The following is a 20598-nucleotide window of genomic DNA, read 5'->3' on the forward strand; positions in this document are numbered from 1 at the left end:
TTTTCTGCTGACGCCGTGGCGGCGGCCCCATTAGGATGCCGCCGTGGCCGCAGATCCGCTCTTTTCGCCCGCGTTCCGTGATGCGCTCGTCATCCTCGGCGCGACCGGGCTCGTTATACCCGCATTCCACCGGCTGCGGGTCAATCCAGTCATCGGTTTTATCATCGTAGGCTTGCTGCTCGGGCCGTCCGGCCTCGGGCGGTTCGCAGGCATTGCGCCGTGGATCAATTACGTTTCGATCAGCAGCCGCGATATCATCGAGCCCTTCGCCGAATTCGGCATCATCCTGTTGCTGTTCTCCATCGGCCTCGAACTGTCTTTCCGAAGACTCTGGGATTTGCGGCGGCTGGTGTTCCTGCTCGGTCCTGCCGAGCTCGTGATTTCCGGCATGGTGATCGGCCTGTTGCTTTTCGAGTTCACGCCGATGGGCATGAGCGTGGCGCTGACGCTCGGCTTCGCCCTCGCGCTATCATCGACCGCGCTTGTGCTGCCGATGACAGGCACACGCAGCGCGATCGGCAAACCCGCGTTCTCGATGCTGCTGTTCGAAGATCTGGCGATCGTACCGATCATCTTCATGCTTGGCGTCATCAGCCCGCTTCCCGGCAGCGATGATCCCGGCAACCTGTTGAAAACCGTGGCACTCGGCGGCTTTGTGGTGGCCGTCATCCTCGTCCTCGGCAAGTTCCTGTTGCCGCGCCTGCTGCGGCAAGCGGCGCGCACCAAGAGTCCGGAGCTGTTCCTCGCGGTCGCGCTCGTGGTCGTGATGGCGGCCAGCCTTGCCACGAGCGCTGCAGGGCTATCTCCCATCGTTGGTGCGCTCGTCGCGGGCCTTGCCATCGCCGAGACGGAATACCGGATGCAGGTGGACGTCACGATCGAGCCGTTCAAGAACCTCGCACTCGGCATCTTCCTGATGACGATCGGCATGAGCATCGATTTCGAGATCATCGTTCAGCACTGGATGCTGCTCATCATAGCCATCGTTGGCGTGGTTCTGGTCAAGTCACTGGTGACGGGCGGCCTGCTCCGTCTTTGGGGTGCGCCGCGCGGCCTCGCCGCAAACATCGGCCTGCTCATGGCCTCACCGTCCGAAACGACATTGATCGTGCTTGCGGCCGCCCTTCAGGCCCGTGTTATCGACGCTGATACGGCTGCATTTTGGCAGATCGTTACCGCTGTCGGCCTCACCGCGACCCCGCTCCTTGCCCGGATCGGCAGCGATACCGCGCGGCGCGTGGAAGCGCCCCCGCCCGAAATCACACGTGAAGCTTCAGGGAGCGGCGGGCGCACGATCATCGCTGGCTACGGGCGCGTCGGACAGATGGTCGCCGACATGCTGACCCGCCATGAGCAGCCTTTCGTCATTGTCGATGCGGACATCGACATGGTCGAAATCGGTCGCGAACGCGGACACGAGATCGTTTTCGGCGACGTTGCGCGCCCCGGCCTTCTCGATCACCTCGGTCTCGCGCAGGCCCGATCGATCGTGCTCACGATGGACGACCCCGTCCAGCTTGTGGCTACAACCCGCAGCGTACGCGCCGCACATCCCGATCTCTGTATCATTGCACGCGCCAAGGACGCGGAGCACGCGGCTCAGCTCTACAAGGCCGGTGCAACCGATGCTGTGCCGGAAACGCTTGAGTCCTCCTTGCAGCTTGCCGAAGCGGTGCTGGTCGATATCGGCCGCCCGATGGGTCTCGTGATCGCCTCGATCCACGAAATGCGCGAGATCAAACGCAACAAGATCAAGGCGATGGTACCGGACCTTATGCGCGAACCGCTGAAGGCCGCATCACGATTGCGCCGGGGCGAGGAAACGGCTGAGTAGCCGGTAGACACACAACCGGAAGTCGGCGTTACGCCGCGAGCGCACCCTTCACCGCCGCGATGGCATCCGCCGCCTTGTCGCCATCAGGGCCACCGCCCTGCGCCATGTCCGGGCGCCCGCCGCCGCCCTTGCCGCCGAGCGCCGCGACGCCCGCCTGCACGAGCGAGACCGCGTTGAATCGTGCAATCAGATCATCGGTGACGCCGACGGCGATGCTCGCACGGCCCTCGTTCACCGCCACGATCGCGGCAACGCCCGAGCCGACCTGCTTCTTCGCCTCATCGACAGCGCCGCGCAGATCCTTCGGGTCGAGCCCTTCGGCGACGCGCGCCACGAACTTCGTGCCCGCCACGTCCTCGGCTTCCGCGACGGGAGCAGCACCCGCGCCACCACCAAGCGCCAGGGCCTTCTTGGCGTCGGCGAGCTCACGCTCGAGCCGGCGGCGTTCCTCGACGAGCGCCTGCACACGTGTCGGAAGCTCGGCGGGCGCCACTTTCAACATCGCGGCGGCCTCGCGCAGCCGGTCTTCCTGCCCTTGCAGATAAAGCCGCGCAGCCTCGCCGGTCAGCGCCTCGACCCGGCGCACGCCGGAAGACACCGCGCTTTCGCTGATGATCTTGACGAGGCCGATGTCGCCGAGCGCGCGCACATGCGTGCCGCCACACAGCTCCACCGAATAATCCGCTTCCACATTGCGGCCCATCGAAAGCACGCGCACCTCGTCGCCGTACTTCTCGCCGAACAGCGCCATCGCGCCGGCTTCGATCGCGTCGGCATGGCTCATCAGGCGCGTGTTCACCGCCGCATTGCCGCGCACCTGCGCGTTGACGTCCGCCTCGACGAGCGCGATTTCTTCGGGCGTCAGCGCCTTCGGGTGACTGAAATCGAAACGGAAGCGATCTTCCGCGACGAGCGACCCCTTCTGCGTGACATGCGCGCCGAGCCGATTGCGAAGCGCCGCGTGCAGCAGGTGCGTCGCCGAATGGTTGGCGCGGATACGGTCGCGGCGTGCGGCATCGACATCGAGCTGGACGACATCGCCGACGCGCACGTTGCCCTCGGCAATGCGCGCCTGATGCGCGTGAAGCTTGCCGAGCGGCTTCGACGTCGTTTCGACAACGGCCTTGAGGCCGCCCGCCGTGATCGTTCCCGCGTCACCGGTCTGGCCACCGGATTCGCCGTAGAACGGCGTCTGGTTGGTGAGGATGACGACAGTGTCGCCCGCGCCCGCGCTCTCCACACGCGCACCATCCTTGACGATAGCGATCACCTCGCCCTGCGCGGTTTCGGACGTGTAGCCCGTGAACTCGGTCGCGCCGAATTCCTCGGCGATGTCGAACCACACGCCCTCGTCTGCCTGCGCGCCGGAGCCTGCCCAAGCGGCGCGCGCGGCGGCCTTCTGCGCAGCCATCGCCGTGTCGAAGCCGCTCTTGTCGACCGAAAATCCCTGACGGCGCAGCGCATCCTCGGTGAGATCGAGCGGGAAGCCATAGGTGTCGTAAAGCTTGAACGCCGTCTCGCCCGGCAGCACGGCGCCCTCGCCCATGCCCGCCGTCGCCTCGTCGAGCAGCTTGAGACCGGTCTCCAGCGTCTGCCGGAAGCGGGTTTCCTCCAGCTTCAGCGTCTCCTCGATGAGCGGCTGCGCGCGCGTCAGTTCGGGGAAGGCGGCGCCCATCTGGCTCACGAGCGACGGCACGAGCCGGTACATCAGCGGATCCTTGGCGCCGAGCAGGTGCGCATGGCGCATGGCGCGGCGCATGATACGGCGCAGCACATAGCCTCTGCCTTCGTTCGACGGCAGCACACCGTCCGCCACCAGGAAGCCGCTGGCGCGCAGGTGATCGGCGATGACGCGGTGCGAGGCCGACATCGGGCCCTTCGCATCGGTCTTCGTCATCTCGGCGGTTTCGCCGATCAGTGCCTGGAACAGGTCGATCTCGTAATTGTCGTGCGTCCCTTGCAGCACGGCGGCGACGCGCTCCAGTCCCATGCCGGTGTCGATCGACGGGCGCGGCAGGTCGCGCACGATTTCGCCCGCCTCCTGCTCATACTGCATGAACACGAGGTTCCAGATCTCGACGAAGCGGTCGCCGTCCTCGTCCGGGCTGCCCGGAGGGCCGCCGGGGATATGATCGCCGTGATCGAAGAAAATCTCCGAACAAGGCCCGCAAGGGCCGTTATCGCCCATCGCCCAGAAATTGTCCTTGGTAGCGATGCGGATAATGCGGCTGTCGGGCAGCCCCGCGATCTTCTTCCATAGCGCATAGGCGTCGTCGTCGGTGTGGTAGACGGTCGCCGTCAGCCGGTCCGGCGAAATACCCCATTCCTTGGTGATGAGGGTCCACGCGAGCGTGATCGCGCGTTCCTTGAAATAGTCGCCGAAGGAGAAGTTCCCCAGCATTTCGAAGAACGTATGGTGCCTCGCGGTATAGCCGACATTGTCGAGATCGTTGTGCTTGCCGCCCGCGCGCACGCACTTCTGACTGGAGACCGCCGTGCTGTAGGCGCGCGTCTCAAGGCCGGTGAACACGTTCTTGAACGGCACCATTCCCGCGTTCACGAACATCAGCGTCGGGTCGTTCTGCGGCACCAGCGGCGCCGAGGGCACGCGCATGTGCCCCTCGTCCCCGAAAAAGTCGAGAAATGAGCGGCGTATGTCGTTCGTGGAGGTCATGGCGAGCATGTAGTCGAGGACCGCGCGCTACTCAAGGCGACAGAATGACAGGCGTGCGCGACCATTCCCCCTTGCGCTCGCGACGCAACAGGCAGACGCTGGCGATGTTGTGCCGCACGCGTTGCCGGCCCAATGCACGAGGCCGAAACCGGGTGGTGATCAACCAGCATGGGGAGATCGTGACATGGTGGCTTTCAACTCGGAGATCAGCAAACCTGTCAGGGTAGTGGCGCTCGTCGGCCCGGCGGGCGCGGGCAAGACGAGCCTAGCAGAAGCGATGTTGTTCACGGCGGGCGCGATCCCGCGGCAGGGTAGTGTAGAGGCCGGAACGAGCGTCGGCGATGCCTCGCCGGAAGCGCGCGCGCGGCGCGGCTCCACCGAGCTCAATCTCTCCCGCTTCGATTATCTGGGCGACGCGTTCGCGCTGCTCGATGCGCCCGGTGCGCCCGGCTTCGCAACCGATGCGCTGCTTGCGGTAGCAGCCGCGGACCTCGCGGTGGTGGTGATCGATCCCGATCCGGCGCGCGCCGCGCTCGCCGAGCCCGCGCTTCGTCAGCTCGAGGCGCTCGGCGTGCCGCACGCGATTTTCGTCAACAAGATCGAGTCCGCACGCGGGCGCATCCGCGACCTCCTCGAAGCGCTGCAGCCGATGAGCGCGAAGCCCATCCTCGCGCGGCAGATTCCCATACGCGAGGGCGAGACGATCACCGGCTTCGTCGATCTCGCGCTCGAACGCGCCTTTCACTACCGGCCCGGCAAAGCATCGGAGCGCATCGAAATGCCCGCCGCGCTCGCCGAGCGCGAGTCGGCGGAGCGCTTTCATATGCTCGAGCAGCTTGCAGACCACGACGACGCGCTTCTGGAAAAGCTGCTGATGGACGAAGCCCCCGACGCGGCGATGGTGTTCGGCGACCTTTCACGCGAGACGGGCGAAAACCTCGTCGTTCCGCTGCTGTTCGGATCGGCGCAGGGCGATCACGGCGTGCGGCGGCTTTTGAAGATGCTGCGCCATGAAACGCCCTCGCCCACCGCTGCCGCCGCACGACTTGGTGCGGACGGCGGCACTTTTGCCTTCAAGGTCGCGCACGGCAACGCTGCGGGACGGCTCGTCTATGCACGCGCGTTCGGCGGGCTTGCCGAAGGCGGCGAGCTTCGCGACCGGGACGGCAACCCGGTGCGCGCGGGCGCACTGTTCGGCGTGCTCGGCGACAAGCTCGGCAAGACAGCGAGCGTGCCGCCCGGTGCCGTAGCGGCCATCGCGAAGGTCGACACGATCGCAGCGGGCGACGTCGTCTCTCCAGCGGGCCGTGGGCACAACGCGGATATCACGCGGCCGGCGCCCGGCCATGCGCTCGCGATCGCGACGCGCGACCGGAAGGACGACGTGCGGCTTTCCACCGCGCTCCACAAACTCGTCGAGGAAGACGTGGGGCTTGCCTGGGACCAGGACGCGGCAACACACGAGATGCTGCTGCGCGGGCTCAGCGACGAGCACCTGAACATGGTGCTCGCGCGCCTCAAGCGGCGTTATTCTGTGGCCGTGGACGCGCAGCCGCCGCGCATTCCTTACCGCGAATCAATCCGGCGCGGCGCGACGCAGCGCGGGCGGCACAAGAAGCAGTCGGGCGGACACGGCCAGTTCGGCGACGTGGTGATCGAGGTCGCGCCGCGCGGACGCGGCGAAGGCTTCGCGTTCAACGACCGTATCACCGGCGGTGCGATCCCGAAGCAATGGATCCCCGCGGTCGAGGCTGGAATCCGCGATGCCATGGAGCGCGGACCGCTCGGCTTCCCTGTCGTCGACATTGCGGTGACGCTGACCGACGGCTCCTACCACTCGGTCGATAGCTCGGAACTGGCGTTTCGGACGGCGGGGCGCATCGCTATGAGCGAAGCGCTCGCAGCGTGCGCGCCGCACCTGCTCGAACCCGTGGCGCGTGTGAGCATAGAGGCGCCGGGCAGCGCAACTTCGCGTATCACGTCGAGCATCGCCAGCCACCGCGGGCAGATGCTGGGCATCAACCCGCGCGAGGGCTGGTCGCGCTGGGATGTGATCGAAGCCTTGATGCCTGAGGCTGAGCTTCACGGCTTCGGCGCGGAACTCCGTGCGATGAGCCAGGGCCTCGCTACGTTCACGGCGACGTTCGACCATCTCGCCGAACTCAACGGCACGCTTGCAGACGCTGTGGTCAAGCAGGCGCTGGCGGCCTGACAGGCTTTGGAGTGAAGATAAGATTTGATATTGCGAATTAAACGCAATAAAGATTGAAACACCGGTGATTTTCCCTCCCCGGTTTTGTCCGTTTCGGCCTCCCACCCTCCCTCGGCCGTCGGATCGTCCCTGGCCGGAGCATGAGATTTCGTGCTCCGGTCCCTTTTCCTCCCATCGCAGACGGCTCCTCGCGGCAATCTCATCCGCAAGCAGCTTCCGTACCGGAAACGAAAGAGGCCGCCCCGGGGGAGGCGGCCTCGGCGGGGACACTGGGAAGGGCCGCCTATTCGTCGCTCTCTACATCGGGGCCTGCGGTGAGCAGGGCTTCGGAAATGCCGGCGGCATTGTCGCGGATCGCCTTTTCGATCTTCTCACGCATCTCGGGATTGTCGCGCAGAAACTGCTTGGCGTTCTCGCGACCTTGCCCGATGCGGGTCGAATCGTGGCTGAACCACGCGCCCGACTTCTCGACGATGCCGATCTTGACGCCAAGATCGAGGATTTCACCGACCTTGGAGACGCCTTCGCCGTACATGATGTCGAACTCGACCTGCTTGAACGGCGGCGCCACCTTGTTCTTCACCACCTTCACGCGCGTCGCGTTGCCGACGATTTCGTCGCGGTCCTTGATCTGGCCGGTGCGGCGGATATCGAGACGAACGCTCGCGTAGAACTTGAGCGCGTTGCCGCCCGTCGTCGTCTCCGGGTTGCCGTACATGACGCCGATCTTCATGCGCACCTGGTTGATGAAGATGACGATGCAGCGCGAGCGGCTGATCGATCCTGTGAGCTTCCTGAGCGCCTGGCTCATCAAGCGGGCCTGCAGTCCGACGTGGCTGTCGCCCATCTCGCCTTCGATTTCCGCCCGCGGCACAAGCGCGGCGACCGAGTCGACGACGAGGATGTCGATGGCATTCGAACGCACCAGCGTGTCGGTGATCTCCAGCGCCTGCTCACCCGTGTCGGGCTGTGAGACGATGAGGTTGTCGACGTCGACACCGAGCTTCTTTGCATAAACCGGATCGAGCGCATGTTCGGCATCGATGAACGCCGCCGTACCGCCGCCCTTCTGCGCCTCGGCAATGGCATGGAGCGCGAGCGTCGTCTTGCCCGAGCTTTCCGGACCGTAGATCTCGATGACGCGGCCGCGCGGGAAACCCCCGACGCCGAGCGCGAGATCGAGCCCCAGCGAACCCGACGAAATCGCTTCGATCTCAAGCGCGTCGCGCTGCCCGAGCTTCATTGCCGAGCCTTTGCCGAATGCCCGGTCGATCTGCGCCAGAGCCGCGTCGAGAGCCTTTTGCTTGTCCATGCCTGATTCTACCACCCGAAGCGCTGATGCCATTGTCCGGTCCCTCCTAGTGGGCTGACGAAGCCGTTTCAATGAGGGATCGTGTACGTGGTTTGTTCCACGCACGCAAGCGCTTTTGTTCTATTTTCGTTCTTTACTTGGCAGCAGTTGCTTCGGGCGTCGTGCGTACCTTGCCTCGCGCAATCTCATGCCGCACCTTGTCGGAAAGTTCCTGCACAGAGAACGGCTTGGCAAGGAACGCGACATCGGGAACGTCGATCGACTTCCGAAGCTGTTCCTCGGCATAGCCCGACATGAAGATGATTTTGAGATCGGGGAACGTCTTGCGCGCGTGCTGGACGAGCGTCGGCCCGTCCATCGTAGGCATCACCACATCGGAAATCAGCAGGTCAACGCCTTCGGGCATCCGTTCCAGAATCTCCAGCGCCTCCTCGCCGTGGCCGGCGGTGAGCACCTCGTAGCCCTTGCGCGTCAGTGCGCGCTCGGCGACGGCGCGGACCATCGCCTCGTCTTCCACGAGCAGAATCTTGCCCTGCCCCCACGGATCGCCGCCGTCCTCGCCCGCTGTGGCCGTCGTGGCCTCCGGCAACGCCTCCTGCGCGGGCAGATAGATCGTGAACGTGGTGCCGCCGGCGACGACGCTGTCGGCAAAGATGTAGCCGCCCGACTGTTTGACGATGCCATACACCGTGGAAAGCCCGAGGCCGGTGCCACGCCCGACCTCCTTGGTGGTGAAGAACGGCTCGAAAATCTTGCCGAGAATCTCGGGCGAAATGCCGGTGCCCGTATCCTTCACGGCAATCGCGACATATTCCCCGGAAGGCATACCTTCGCGATCGAGCTTCTTCGCCTCGCGGGCCGAAACCGCGAACGTCGAGATCGTGAGCTCGCCGCCTTCGGGCATCGCATCGCGCGCGTTCACCGCGAGATTGACGATCACCTGCTCCATCTGGCCCGGGTCGGCACGCACCGGCGCGAGGCTGCGGCCGTGCTTCACGGTGAGCGTCACCGTCTCGCCGAGCAGGCGTTTCAGGAGGTGGCTGAGTTCGCCGACGATGTCCGACACGTGGATGAGCTGCGGGCGCAGCGTCTGCTGGCGCGAGAAGGCGAGGAGCTGGCGCACGAGATTCGCGGCGCGGTTCGCGTTCTGGCGAATCTGGTTGATGTCGTCGAAATCGCTGTCGCCCGGCGTGTGGCGAAGCAGCATGAGATCGCAGTAGCCGATCACGGCGGTGAGGATATTGTTGAAGTCGTGCGCGACGCCGCCCGCGAGCTGGCCCACCGCCTGCATCTTGGTCGCCTGCGCGATCTGCTTTTCGAGTTTCAGCTGCTCCTGATTGTCCTTGAGCGAAAGAACGACGGCGGGGCCGCCCGCGCCCGGTGCCTTGCCGACCGTGAGCGCCACGGGCTCCTCGGGCTTGTGCTTCAGCCGCACGCGCAGGTCGCGCGCGCGTTCGATGGAGGCGGCGGCGCGGCGCACCGCGTCCGACACCATCGTCTTGTCCTCATCGACGACGAGATCGCTCGGGTAGCGCAGTTCGCTCCCCTCCTCGACACCCGCGATGGCGGCGAAGCTCTCGTTCATGAACGTGAAGCGGCCGTCGCGATCGGCGAGCGCAAGCCCGATCGGCAGCACCGAAAGCAGCGCGGGCAGGCTGTCGGGCACAGGCGTCACGGCCTCCGCCGCCGCGCTGCCTTCGCGCAGGATCAGGAACACGTAGGCGCTTGTGCCCGCCTCTTTCTGGTTGCCGAGCGGAAGTTCGATGAGGCGCACGGGAATGTTCGCGCCGCCGCCGGTCTTCATGCGCCGCGCCCCGTCCTCCCCCGCTTCCAGAATATCGACGAGGTTGGTCGGCACGCGCCCTGCGGTGCCGGTGATGGCGTTCTTGAAGGCACCGTTCGCCGCGATGATCTCGCCGGAGGGGTCAGCCATCACGATCATCAGCCCGGCGCTGCCAAGCCAGATGCCCGCCGGGCCTTCGAGCAGCGCGACCGTGTCGTCCATCGCCTTCTCGGCCGTGCCGCGCCTGAGCGTCCACAAGAGATAGCTCCGCGCCGTGTCGGCGGGCCGCACCGAAACGCGCAGTTTGCGCCGCGCGCCGCCGACGGTCTGTTCGATCTCGGCAAAGCCGTTGCCGTCGCGCCGTGCCTGCTCGGCGATGTTGGCAAGGCGGCCGCGGCTCGCCTCGTCCTCGCCCGCGAGATCGAAGGGCGAAGGATAGCCGTCGCAGCGCGTGCCATAGGCAGCGTTCGCGCAGACAAGCTTGCCCTCCGCGTCGGTAATCGCGAGCGCGTCGCTGCGCGAATCGAGCGCGGTGCGCATCATCGTCCAGTCGATGCCGTCGGCCCCGCGCCGTGCCCTGCCGAGCGCCGAGAAATAGGCGACGACCGCTGACGCGAGGATCATCGCGCCGTACAGCGAGGCGATCTCCCACGAATCCATCGCCCAGCCGACAAGCACGGTGGAAACGAGGCCGAGCAGCACCGCGCCTGCGATCACCATCGCCATGTGGCGCTGCGCACCGGGCAGGCGCGGCCACTCGATCGGATCAGGAAGATCCTCTGTGCTGGCCGGAAACCGGGAGTCGGTGCTTATCATCATCGTGTGGTGGTCATCCGCGCAAGGCTGCTCCCGGTCAAGCCCGCTCGCGCGGAACGGATGCTGCGCCGGGTCGGCCACCCGATCGGCACCTCAGGCAGGCATCCGCAGCAGGTCGCGGTAAGCCGCAATCAGCCTGTCGTCGGCGGCACAGGGCGTGGCGACAGGCACGGAATGCAAGGCGCGCGGAGCGGGCTGTGCGAGCACGGGCAGCAATGCACGGCGCCGCGGACGGGCACGAAACAGGCTCGCCAGCTTCACGCCGATGATTTCCACAAGAGAAGGGCCACGCTCGATCATGCGCCACCCTCGGCGATTCATGGATAATTTCGAGTTAACCCCTGAATGAAGTTTTTCCCGTGCTGACATGAGTTTCTCTGCTTTGCACAAAGCCCTGCAGCCGTCTAAGCGCATCGCCATGAACGCCGCCGCCGCCGAAGATAGAACGTCCGTCTTCGCGATACCCGACTATCGCTATTTCTGGATCACCAAGCTCGCCTCGACGACGTCGCAGATGATCCTGGTGATCGTCATCGGCTGGATGGTCTACGACATCGCGCGTGAGACGATGCCGGAACGCGAGGCTGCGTTCCTGCTCGGCATGGTCGGCCTTGCCCAGTTCCTGCCGCTGTTCGTGCTGTCGCTCGTCGTCGGCTACATCGCGGACCGGGTGGACCGGCGCTACATCGTGCGCGGAGCGCTCGCGCTTGAAATGCTGTGCGCGGCGGGCCTCGGTGCGCTGGAACTGACGGGCGGCATCAGCATCCCCGCGCTGTTCGTGGTGGCGGCATTGCTCGGCGTCGGGCGCGCGTTCGCATCGCCGGCGCTTTCGGCGCTGGCGCCCAACCTCGTACCGGTGCGGATGCTGCCGACCGCGATCGCATGGAACTCGATCGGCTGGCAGGTCGGCGCGATCGGCGGCCCGGCGATGGGTGGCTATCTCTATGCGGCGAACCCCGCCGCACCGCTTGTCGTCTCGGCCGCGATGCTCACCATCAGCCTCATCGCGATGTTCCTCATTTCGCGGGTGCCGCTTCCGCAAGCCGAAGCCACGGCGAACCCGCTCGAATCGGTGATGAACGGGCTGCGCTATGTGCGCGACAACAAGGTGGTGCTGGGCGCCATCTCGCTCGATCTCTTCGCCGTGCTGCTCGGCGGCGTCACCGCGCTGCTCCCCGTTTACGCACGCGACATCCTCGCGGTCGGCCCGGAAGGCCTCGGCCACCTGCGCGCCGCGCCCGCGGTGGGCGCGGCAGTCGTGGCGCTCTGGCTCTCGCGGCGGCCGCTCGCCCGGCATGTCGGCATCAAGATGTTCGTGTGCGTTGCCATTTTCGGTATTGCCATCGTCGTCTTCGGCCTGTCGCGCGACCTCTGGCTGTCGCTTGGCGCACTCGGCGTGCTTGGCGCGGCGGACATGGTAAGCGTTTACGTGCGCTCGTCACTCATCCAGATTTACACGCCGGACGCGATGCGCGGCCGGGTCTCATCGGTCTCGATGCTGTTCATCTCGGCCTCGAACGAGCTGGGCGAGGCCCGCTCGGGGCTCACCGCCGCATGGTTCGGCCCGGTGGAAGCCGTGGTGATCGGCGGTGTCGGCACGATTGTTGTCACTGCACTCTGGGCTTGGCGCTTTCCAGAGCTTCGCCGAGCCGATAGTTTTGATGTTCCGGGCGCACTCAAGGAGAGATCGACATGAAGGCAGCAAGCATACTGGAAACGATCGGCGGCACGCCGCACATCCGGGTGAACCGCCTGTTCGGACCGGACGCCTCGGTGTGGGTAAAGTCGGAGCGGACGAATCCGGGCGGCTCGATCAAGGATCGCATCGCGCTCGCGATGATCGAAGACGCGGAAGCCTCCGGCGGGCTGAAGCCCGGCGGCACGATCGTGGAGCCGACCTCGGGCAACACCGGCATCGGGCTTGCGATGGTCGCCGCGGTGAAGGGCTATCGCCTCGTGCTCGTGATGCCGGAATCGATGTCGCTGGAGCGTCGCCGCCTCATGCTCGCCTACGGCGCGACCTTCGACCTGACGCCGCGCGAAAAGGGCATGAAGGGCGCCATCGAGCGCGCCGTGGAGATTGTCGGCTCAACCCCCGGCGCCTGGATGCCGCAGCAGTTTGAAAACCCGGCGAACGTCACCGCGCACGTGAAGACGACAACGCAGGAAATCCTCGCCGATTTCCCGGACGGGCTCGATGCGATCATCACCGGCGTCGGCACGGGCGGCCACATCACCGCCTGTGCCAAGGTGCTCAAGCCCAAGATGCCCGGCCTCAAGGTTTATGCCGTGGAGCCGACGCTCTCGCCCGTGCTCTCGGGCGGCCAGCCGGGTCCGCACCCAATCCAGGGCATCGGCGCAGGCTTCGTGCCGGGCGTGATGGATACGTCGCTGCTCGACGGCATCATCCAGGTCGCGCCGGACGACGCCAAGGAGATGGCCCGCCGCTCCGCGCGCGAAGAAGGAACGCTTGTGGGGATTTCATCGGGCGCGACGCTCGCCGCGATCCGCCAGCACCTCGAAAAGAACCCGAAGCACCGCGTGCTCGGCTTCAATTACGACACCGGCGAGCGTTACTTGTCGGTGCCGGACTTCTTGCCGGAGTGAGCCGTCGCGGGTGACACCGGCGGTGTCGGTGTCTGGTCGCTGCGGATCGCGCTGCGCCAGACGCTGACGTCGTCGGACGAACCCTGCTCCATCACCGCCTGCTGGAAGTCCAGCATCTGCGGCACTTCGTTCATCGACATGGCGACCGTCAGGTGCTCGCCCTGCCGGCGCTTCTTCATCACATCGAAACCGGAAGCCAGCAGCGCCTCGATATTGGCGTTGCGCGCGGCCGACGTCGGCGCGCCGAGCACCACCGCGATCAGCCGCCGCCCGTCGCGCACTGCCGAGGCGGCGAGCGTGAAGCCGGAGGCATTGGTGTAGCCGGTCTTGATCCCGTCGAGGCCGACGAACTTGCCGAGCAGCTTGTTGTGGTTGGGCATCACCGTGCCCTGGAAGTTGAACTGCTGCTCCGAAAAATACGGATAATACTGCGGAAAATCGCGGATCAGCGCCTTCGAAAGCGTGGCGAGGTCGCGCGCGGTCGTGTGGTGCGCGGCGTTCGGCAGGCCAGAGGCGTTGAAGAACGCGCTGCTGTTCATGCCGAGCGCCTTCGCCTTTTCGGTCATGGCACGGGCGAAGACGACCTCCGAACCGTCGAGCCGTTCGGCAAGCGCAACGGCGACGTCGTTGGCGGACTTGGTGGTGAGCGCACGGATCGCCTGCTCCACGGTGATCCAGCCGCCGCGCGGCACACCGAGCTTGGAGGGTGGCTGTGCCGCGGCGTTGGCCGAGAAATACACCTGATCGCTCAGCTTCAACTGTTTGCGCTCGAGCGCGTCGAACGTCAGGTAAAGCGTCATCACCTTGGTGATCGAGGCGGGATGGCGCGCTTCATCAGGGTTGCGCGCGTAAAGCACCTCGCCGCTATCCGCATCGACAAGGATCGCCGCATATTTGGGAACCGCAACGAGGCTGGCGGCCGTGGCTGGCTGGGGCGCGAGCGGCGCACCCACAAGAATGGAAACAACAAGCGCGACGATCAAATGCAAACGCATGATCGCTAGTCTCCCACCCGCCGCCAGCGCCCCCGCGCCGGCTACTCAAACTCCACTACCGTCCCAGAATGACGCAAATGCGCCATTCTGAAAAGCCCTTTAGACGACCGGAGCCGAAACGTGCGACGACCTGAGTCAAATCTGCGCCGTTCCGAATCCCCGAAACGCCTTTGACGTCAAACATGCGGATGCAAACTTAAAAAGCACTGAATACGAAAAGGGCCGCCGTTTCCGGCGGCCCGTCGCATCCCTGAAGGCCTTGTTTCAGGCGGCCTGCTTCAGCTTCGCATTGCCATAGAAGGTCTCGCCTTTCGCCGCCATGTCGCGCAGCAGTTGCGGCGGCGCGAAGCGTTCGCCGTATTGTTGCGTGAGGCGATCGAGTGTGCGGACGACCTCATCGAGGCCGATCGTGTCCATCATGCTGAACGGCCCGCCGGTGTGCGGCATGAAACCCCAGCCGAAGATCGCGCCGAGATCGCCATCTTCCGGCGTTTCCAGCACGCCTTCCGCGAAGCAGCGCGCAGTTTCCACGAGCTGGCGGTAGACAAGCCGCGTCTTGACCTCTTCAGGCGCGGGCTGCTCCGCATCCACCTTCTGGCCGAAGGTCTTGCCAAGGTCAGCCCAAAGCGCCTTCTTGCCGTCTTCCGGATAGTCGTAGTAGCCCTTGCCCGCCTTGCGGCCGAGACGGCCGAGCGCGACCATCTTCTCGATGACACCATCGGCCGCGGTGGCCTTGTAGGCGTCCCCGAGGTCTTTCTTCGTCTGCAGCATGACCTTGTGGCCAAGCTCGATCGAAACCTCGTCGAACACCGCGAGCGGCCCCACCGGCATCCCCATCTGCCTGCCGATATTCTCGACGAGAGCCGGGTTCACGCCCTCGCCCACCATCACCGAACCTTCGGCGGTGTAGGTGCCAAAGCAGCGCGAGGTGTAGAAGCCGCGGCTGTCGTTGACGACGATCGGCGTCTTCTTGATCTGCGCTACGTAATCCAGCGCCTTTGCAATGGCTTCCGGTCCGGTCTTTTCACCGACGATGATCTCGACGAGCGGCATCTTGTCGACCGGCGAGAAGAAGTGCACGCCGATGAAGTTCTCCGGCTTCGTCCACGCCTTCGCGAGACCCGTGATCGGCAGCGTCGATGTGTTGGAACCGAAGATCGTGTCGGCGCCGACAACGGCTTCCGTCTTCTGCGTCGTTTCCGCCTTGATGGCGCGGTCCTCGAACACGGCCTCGATGATGAAGTCGCAGCCCTTGAGGTCGGCGAAATCCGTCGTCGGGTGGATGCGGGCGAGAACCTCGTCCAGCTTCTCCTTCGGCAGACGCTTCAGCTTGTCGGCGGTATAGGCCTTGCCCTTCTCCGCCGCCTCGATGGTACGATCGAGCAGCACCACCTCGATGCCCGCGCGCGCGGAAACGAGCGCGACGCCCGCACCCATCATGCCCGCGCCGAGCATACCGAGCTTCTTCGTCGGCATCTTCGCCACGCCCTTCGGACGCCGCGCGCCTTTCTCTGCCGCCTGCTTGTTCACGAACAGGCTGCGCACCATGTTCATCGCCTGCGGATCGGCGGCGACCTTGGCGAAGTATTTGCTTTCGATGCGAATCGCGAGGTCCATCGGCACCTGCGACCCTTCATAAACCGCCGACATGATCGCGCGCGGCGCATTCATGTTGCCGTTCGTCATCTTGAGTACCATCGCGTTGCCGCCGACGAACGTCTGAATGAAGGCAGGGTTGAACTGGCCGACACCGCCCGGGAACTTGAAACCCTTCTGGTCCCACGGCTGCACACCCTTGGTTGGGTTCGCCTTCACCCACGCCTTCGCCTTGGCAACGACCTCGTCGGCGGGCGCGAGTTCGTTCGCGACACCGAAGCCGAGCGCTTCCTGCGGAGACATCGACTTGCCTTGCAGCAGATACATCGAAGCCGCCTGAATTCCCATCAGGCGTGGCAAACGCTGCGTGCCGCCCGCACCGGGGAACAGGCCGACGAGCACTTCCGGCAGGCCAAGCTGCAACTTCGGGTTGTCCGCAACGACGCGATAGTGGCAGGCGAGGCAAAGCTCGAGACCGCCGCCGAGCGCGATGCCGTTGATCGCCGCTGCGACCGGCTTGCCGCTCGTCTCCAGTCGGCGGAACAGGCGGTTCAGCGTGAACACGCCGTCGAACAGCTTCGCCATTTTCGACGCGCCGCTCGCACCGTCTCCACTGGAGATGGCGCCGCCAATGCCCTTGAGATCGGCGCCGGCCATGAAGCCGCTGGCCTTGCCGCTGGTGATGACGGCGCCCTTGATGGCTTCGTCCTTCTCGATCTTCGATATCATCGTATCGAAGTCGCGCGTCAGCTCAGCGGTGATGACGTTCATCGACTGACCGGGCACGTCGATCGTGAACAGCGCGATACCGTCGGCGTCGAGGTCGTACTTGATGGTTTCCATGGTCATTCGTCCTCTCCGCTCGCTCAGATACGCTCGATGATCGTGCCGGTGCCCATGCCCGCGCCGACGCACAGGTTGATGAGCGCGGTGCCCTTGCCCGTGCGTTCAAGCTCGTCGAGCACGGTGCCGAGGATCATGGCGCCCGTGGCGCCGAGCGGGTGGCCCATCGCGATGGCGCCGCCGTTCACGTTGATCTTGTCATGCGGAATGCTCAGCGCCTGCATGTAACGCAGCACCACGCTGGCGAAGGCCTCGTTCAGTTCGAAGAGATCGATGTCGTCCTTCGTCATTCCCGCGCGCTTCAGCACCTTCTGCGCGACGAACTCGGGGCCGGTGAGCATGATCGTCGGCTCGGACCCGACCGAGCCCATGGCGCGGATGCGCGCACGCGGCTTCAGCCCATATTTCTCGCCCATTGCCTTGCTGCCGACGAGCACGGCAGCCGCGCCGTCCACGATGCCCGAGCTGTTGCCCGCGTGGTGCACGTGGTTGATGCGCTCGACCTCGGGATATTTGAGCAGCGCGATCGCGTCGAAACCCGGCATCGTCTCGCCCATGTCGGTGAAGCTCGCCTTGAGGCTGCCCAGCGACTGCATATCGGCTTCGGGGCGCATGTGTTCGTCGCGGTCGAGCACGACCTCGCCGATCACGTCCTTTACCGCCACGATCGACTTCGCGAAGCGGCCTTCCGCCCACGAGCGCGCCGCACGCTTCTGGCTTTCCACCGCATAGGCGTCCACGTCGTCGCGCGAGAAGCCGTACTTGGTGGCGATGAGGTCGGCACCGATGCCCTGCGGCGCGAAGTAGAGCTTGTGCGCCACGGCCGGATCCATCGCCCATGCACCGCCATCCGCGCCCATCGGGATGCGCGACATGGATTCGACGCCGCCGCCGATGGCGAACTCGGCTTCGCCCGCCATCACCTTGGCAGCAGCCATGTTCGTCGCTTCAAGGCCTGAGGCGCAGAAGCGATTGATCTGCACGCCCGCCGTCGTCTGCGCATAGTCGGCATTCAGCACGGCAACGCGCGCAATGTCCGATCCCTGCTCGCCGATCGGCGCCACGCAGCCGAGGACGACGTCGTCGACGTCGGCGGTGTCGATCGGGTTGCGGTCGCGCACCGCCTGCAGCACCTGCGTTGCAAGCTGGATCGGCGTGATTTCGTGCAGGCTGCCGTTCGCCTTGCCGCGTCCGCGCGGTGTCCTGACGGCATCGTAGATATAGGCTTCAGCCATTGGGTTTGCTCCTTGAATGTCAGGCGCGCGCGAATGCGTCCGCCGGAAGTGCCATCAGTGTCTCTGCGCCGGTTTCGATCTTGCGGCGCAGCGCGCCCGCATCCGGCAGGTAGCGGGCAGTATAGTATCGGGCGGTCGCCAGCTTCGCCTCGTAGAATGAAGAGTCGGACGCACCTGCCGCCAGCGCAGCCCGCGACGCGCGCGCCATCTTCAGCCACATCCAGCCGGTAACGACGATGCCCATGAGATGCAGGAACGGCGTCGCCCCAGCGCCCGCGTTGTTCGGGTTGGCCATGCCGTTCTGCATCAGCCACATGGTTGCGGTCTGAAGCTCGTTCCCGGCCTTTTCGAGCGCTTCGGCCATCGGTTTCAACGTCTCGTCGGCCTTCGCGGCGGCGATTTCCTCGCCGATTGCCGACGCCAGCAGCATCAGCCCCTTGCCGCCATGACGCCCGAGCTTGCGCCCCACGAGGTCCATGGCCTGCACGCCGTTGGTGCCTTCATAGATCTGCGCGATGCGCGCATCGCGAACGAACTGCTCGACGCCCCATTCGCCGACATAGCCGTGGCCACCGTAAACCTGCTGTGCGCCCACCGCCGTCTCGAAGCCCTTGTCGGTCATGTACCCCTTGATTACGGGGGTAAGGAGACTGATGAGCTCGTCGGCGTTGGTACGCTCGTCCTCGGTCTGCGCCTTCTTCGAAAGGTCGACCTGCAGCGCCCCCCACAGCATCAGCGCGCGGGCGCCTTCCGTGAAGGCCTTGCCGTCCATCAGCATCCGCCGCACGTCCGGATGGACGATGATCGTGTCGGCCTTCTCGGCCGGGTCCGCCGCGCCGGTGAGCGCCCGTCCCTGCCGCCGTTCGGTCGCATAGATTACGGCGTTCTGATAGGCGACCTCGCCCTGCGCAAGGCCTTGAAGGCCCACGCCGAGGCGCGCGACGTTCATCATGATGAACATGGCCTCGAGCCCGCGCTCGGGCTCGCCGACGAGATAGCCGGTGGCTTCGTCGTAGTTGAGCACGCAGGTCGCGTTGCCGTGAATGCCCATCTTGTGTTCGATCGCGCCGCACGAAACGCCGTTTCGCACGCCGAGGCTGCCGTCCTCGTTCACCAGGAACTTCGGCACGATGAACAGCGAAATGCCCTTCACGTTGTCCGGCGCGCCCTCGCGCTTCGCGAGCACGAGGTGGATGATGTTCTCCGAAAGGTCGTGCTCGCCCGCCGAGATGAAGATCTTCGTGCCGCTGATCCGGTAGCTGCCATCGCCAGCATCCACCGCCTTCGTGCGGATGAGGCCGAGGTCGGTGCCGCAGTGCGGCTCGGTGAGGTTCATGGTGCCGGTCCATTTGCCGGAGACCATGTTCGGCAGATACTTCTGCTTCTGCTCTTCGGAGCCCTTCACCTCGATGGAAGCGATCGCGCCCGCCGTCAGCCCCGGATACATGGCGAAGGCCATGCCCGCCGAGCTCAGATACTCCTCGAACGCCACGCTCACGGTGTAGGGCAGCCCCTGCCCGCCGAATTCCGGGCTCATGTGGAGCGTGCCCCAGCCGCCCTCGCAGAATGCCTGATAGGCTTCCTTGTAGCCCTTCGGCGTCGTCACCGATCCGTCGTCGCGGCGCTTGCAGCCTTCGCGGTCACCGGAGAAGTTGATCGGCTGCACGACGCCTTCCACGAACTTCGCGCCCTCTTCCAGAATGGCGGAGATCATCTCGGGCGTCGCTTCGGAGAAGGTCGGCAGGTTTGAATAGCGATCGAGGCCGATCACCTCGTCGAGGATGAATTTGGTGTCGCGAACGGGCGCGCGGTAGGTGGGCATATCAGGACTCCCCGGATTTGGCATTCGAGGGCAACAGGCCCTCAACAACGGCTACAAACTCCTGAAGTTCAGCGAGCGTAGCATCGATATCGTTACGCTGATTGGTCAAAACACCGATCTGGCGGCGGCAAAGCTCCAGTGTGCGCTCGCGCTGGCGGACGCGCCCGTCCCCCGCATGGTAGAGGTCGAGGATTTCCTTGATCTCGGCGAGGCTGAAGCCGACATTCTTGCCACGCAGGATCCACGCCAGCCGGGCGCGGTCGCGCCGCGAGTAGACGCGGTTCTGCCCCTGGCGGGCAGGCTCGATCAGCCCCTCGCCCTCGTAGAATCGAATCGCGCGCGGCGTCACGCCGAACTCGGCGGCGAGATCGGTGATGGTGAAGGTTTCGTCCTCGCGAACGGCTTCCATCGGGCGCTGTGGCATGAGCGCCTCTTTAGTTGACGTTTACGTAAACGTCAACCTACGCGCGTAAAGAAACAGCTGCGTGCGCCGGTATGGCAAGCGGGCCCAGCGGGCTCCACCTTCAGCCACACGGCGTCCTTGTCACAGTCGACGAGCACTTCCTTCACCAGCATCGTGTTTCCGCTGGTCGCACCCTTGTGCCAAAGCTCCTGCCGCGAGCGGGACCAGAAGTGCGCCTCGCGCGTCTCCAGCGTCTTCGCATACGCTTCGGCGTTCATGTGCGCGACCATGAGCAGCTCGCCGGTGCCGCTGTCGGTCACGATGGCTGTCACCAGCCCCTTTTCGTCGAATTTCAGATCGGTCATGCCCTGCATCTAGCGGCTTCCCGGTCCCGGAGGAACCATGCTTTCAGGGTTCAGCAGCCATGCGTTTGTGACAACCCCGCGACAAACCGGGCAAGGCATCC

14 protein-coding genes are annotated in these 20598 nt (G+C 65.2%); 4 read left to right on the forward strand and 10 right to left on the reverse strand.

Translation table 11 applies throughout. From position 1 onward, the window contains the following. Positions 1–43 precede the first annotated feature (43 nt). Entirely contained in the window at positions 44–1834 is a 1791-nt protein-coding gene (locus ACFQ00_RS18355) for a cation:proton antiporter domain-containing protein (RefSeq protein WP_381494358.1), read from the forward strand. 28 nt (positions 1835–1862) lie between these two features. On the opposite strand, the gene alaS is transcribed toward ACFQ00_RS18355, so the two are convergent. Next, the gene (alaS, locus tag ACFQ00_RS18360) at positions 1863–4508 is read right to left on the reverse strand and encodes an alanine--tRNA ligase (protein WP_381494360.1); all 2646 of its coding nucleotides are present in this window, start codon (positions 4506–4508) and stop codon (positions 1863–1865) included. Positions 4509–4692: 184 nt separating this feature from the next. Here alaS and ACFQ00_RS18365 point away from each other — a divergent pair, with 184 nt between their 5' ends. Then, positions 4693–6720, forward strand: coding sequence for an elongation factor G (locus ACFQ00_RS18365; protein WP_381494363.1), 2028 nt, complete (start codon positions 4693–4695; stop codon positions 6718–6720). Positions 6721–7003: 283 nt separating this feature from the next. Here ACFQ00_RS18365 and recA read toward each other — a convergent pair whose 3' ends face one another. From recA to ACFQ00_RS18380, 3 genes are all read right to left on the reverse strand, one after another. Further along, complete coding sequence (recA, locus tag ACFQ00_RS18370) at positions 7004–8032, reverse strand: recombinase RecA (protein ID WP_381494366.1); 1029 nt, start codon at positions 8030–8032, stop codon at positions 7004–7006. A gap of 133 nt (positions 8033–8165) precedes the next feature. After that, complete coding sequence (locus ACFQ00_RS18375; protein ID WP_449325424.1) at positions 8166–10634, reverse strand: ATP-binding protein; 2469 nt, start codon at positions 10632–10634, stop codon at positions 8166–8168. A 90-nt stretch (positions 10635–10724) separates the two neighbouring features. Next, entirely contained in the window at positions 10725–10931 is a 207-nt protein-coding gene (locus ACFQ00_RS18380; RefSeq protein WP_381494369.1) for a hypothetical protein, read from the reverse strand. A 118-nt stretch (positions 10932–11049) separates the two neighbouring features. Here ACFQ00_RS18380 and ACFQ00_RS18385 point away from each other — a divergent pair, with 118 nt between their 5' ends. After that, positions 11050–12327 carry an MFS transporter gene (locus ACFQ00_RS18385; RefSeq protein WP_381494372.1) on the forward strand — a complete coding sequence of 426 codons (1278 nt, stop codon included), beginning with the start codon at positions 11050–11052 and terminating at the stop codon, positions 12325–12327. Beyond that, the gene (gene cysK / locus ACFQ00_RS18390; protein ID WP_381494374.1) at positions 12324–13238 is read left to right on the forward strand and encodes a cysteine synthase A; all 915 of its coding nucleotides are present in this window, start codon (positions 12324–12326) and stop codon (positions 13236–13238) included. Before ACFQ00_RS18385 ends, cysK begins: the two co-directional genes overlap by 4 nt. Here cysK and ACFQ00_RS18395 read toward each other — a convergent pair. The 6 genes from ACFQ00_RS18395 to hisI form a co-directional block, all read right to left on the reverse strand. After that, on the reverse strand, positions 13205–14233 hold the full coding sequence (locus tag ACFQ00_RS18395) for a D-alanyl-D-alanine carboxypeptidase family protein (RefSeq protein ID WP_381494377.1): 1029 nt from the start codon (positions 14231–14233) through the stop codon (positions 13205–13207). The genes cysK and ACFQ00_RS18395 overlap by 34 nt on opposite strands. 264 nt (positions 14234–14497) lie before the next feature. Next, positions 14498–16672 (reverse strand): 3-hydroxyacyl-CoA dehydrogenase NAD-binding domain-containing protein, encoded by a 2175-nt coding sequence (locus ACFQ00_RS18400; RefSeq protein WP_381495275.1) that lies wholly within the window; start codon positions 16670–16672, stop codon positions 14498–14500. A gap of 23 nt (positions 16673–16695) precedes the next feature. Beyond that, complete coding sequence (locus ACFQ00_RS18405; RefSeq protein WP_381494380.1) at positions 16696–17907, reverse strand: acetyl-CoA C-acetyltransferase; 1212 nt, start codon at positions 17905–17907, stop codon at positions 16696–16698. A 19-nt stretch (positions 17908–17926) separates the two neighbouring features. Beyond that, positions 17927–19729, reverse strand: coding sequence for an acyl-CoA dehydrogenase C-terminal domain-containing protein (locus ACFQ00_RS18410; RefSeq protein ID WP_381494383.1), 1803 nt, complete (start codon positions 19727–19729; stop codon positions 17927–17929). A gap of 1 nt (position 19730) precedes the next feature. Next, positions 19731–20153: a MerR family transcriptional regulator gene (locus ACFQ00_RS18415; protein ID WP_374593201.1), complete on the reverse strand. Its 423-nt coding sequence runs from the start codon at positions 20151–20153 to the stop codon at positions 19731–19733. A gap of 32 nt (positions 20154–20185) precedes the next feature. Next, on the reverse strand, positions 20186–20497 hold the full coding sequence (hisI, locus tag ACFQ00_RS18420) for a phosphoribosyl-AMP cyclohydrolase (protein ID WP_374593203.1): 312 nt from the start codon (positions 20495–20497) through the stop codon (positions 20186–20188). Positions 20498–20598: the final 101 nt, after the last annotated feature.

The sequence above is a fragment of the Sphingosinicella xenopeptidilytica genome (genome assembly GCF_042676985.1).
GTDB lineage: Bacteria > Pseudomonadota > Alphaproteobacteria > Sphingomonadales > Sphingomonadaceae > Sphingosinicella > Sphingosinicella xenopeptidilytica.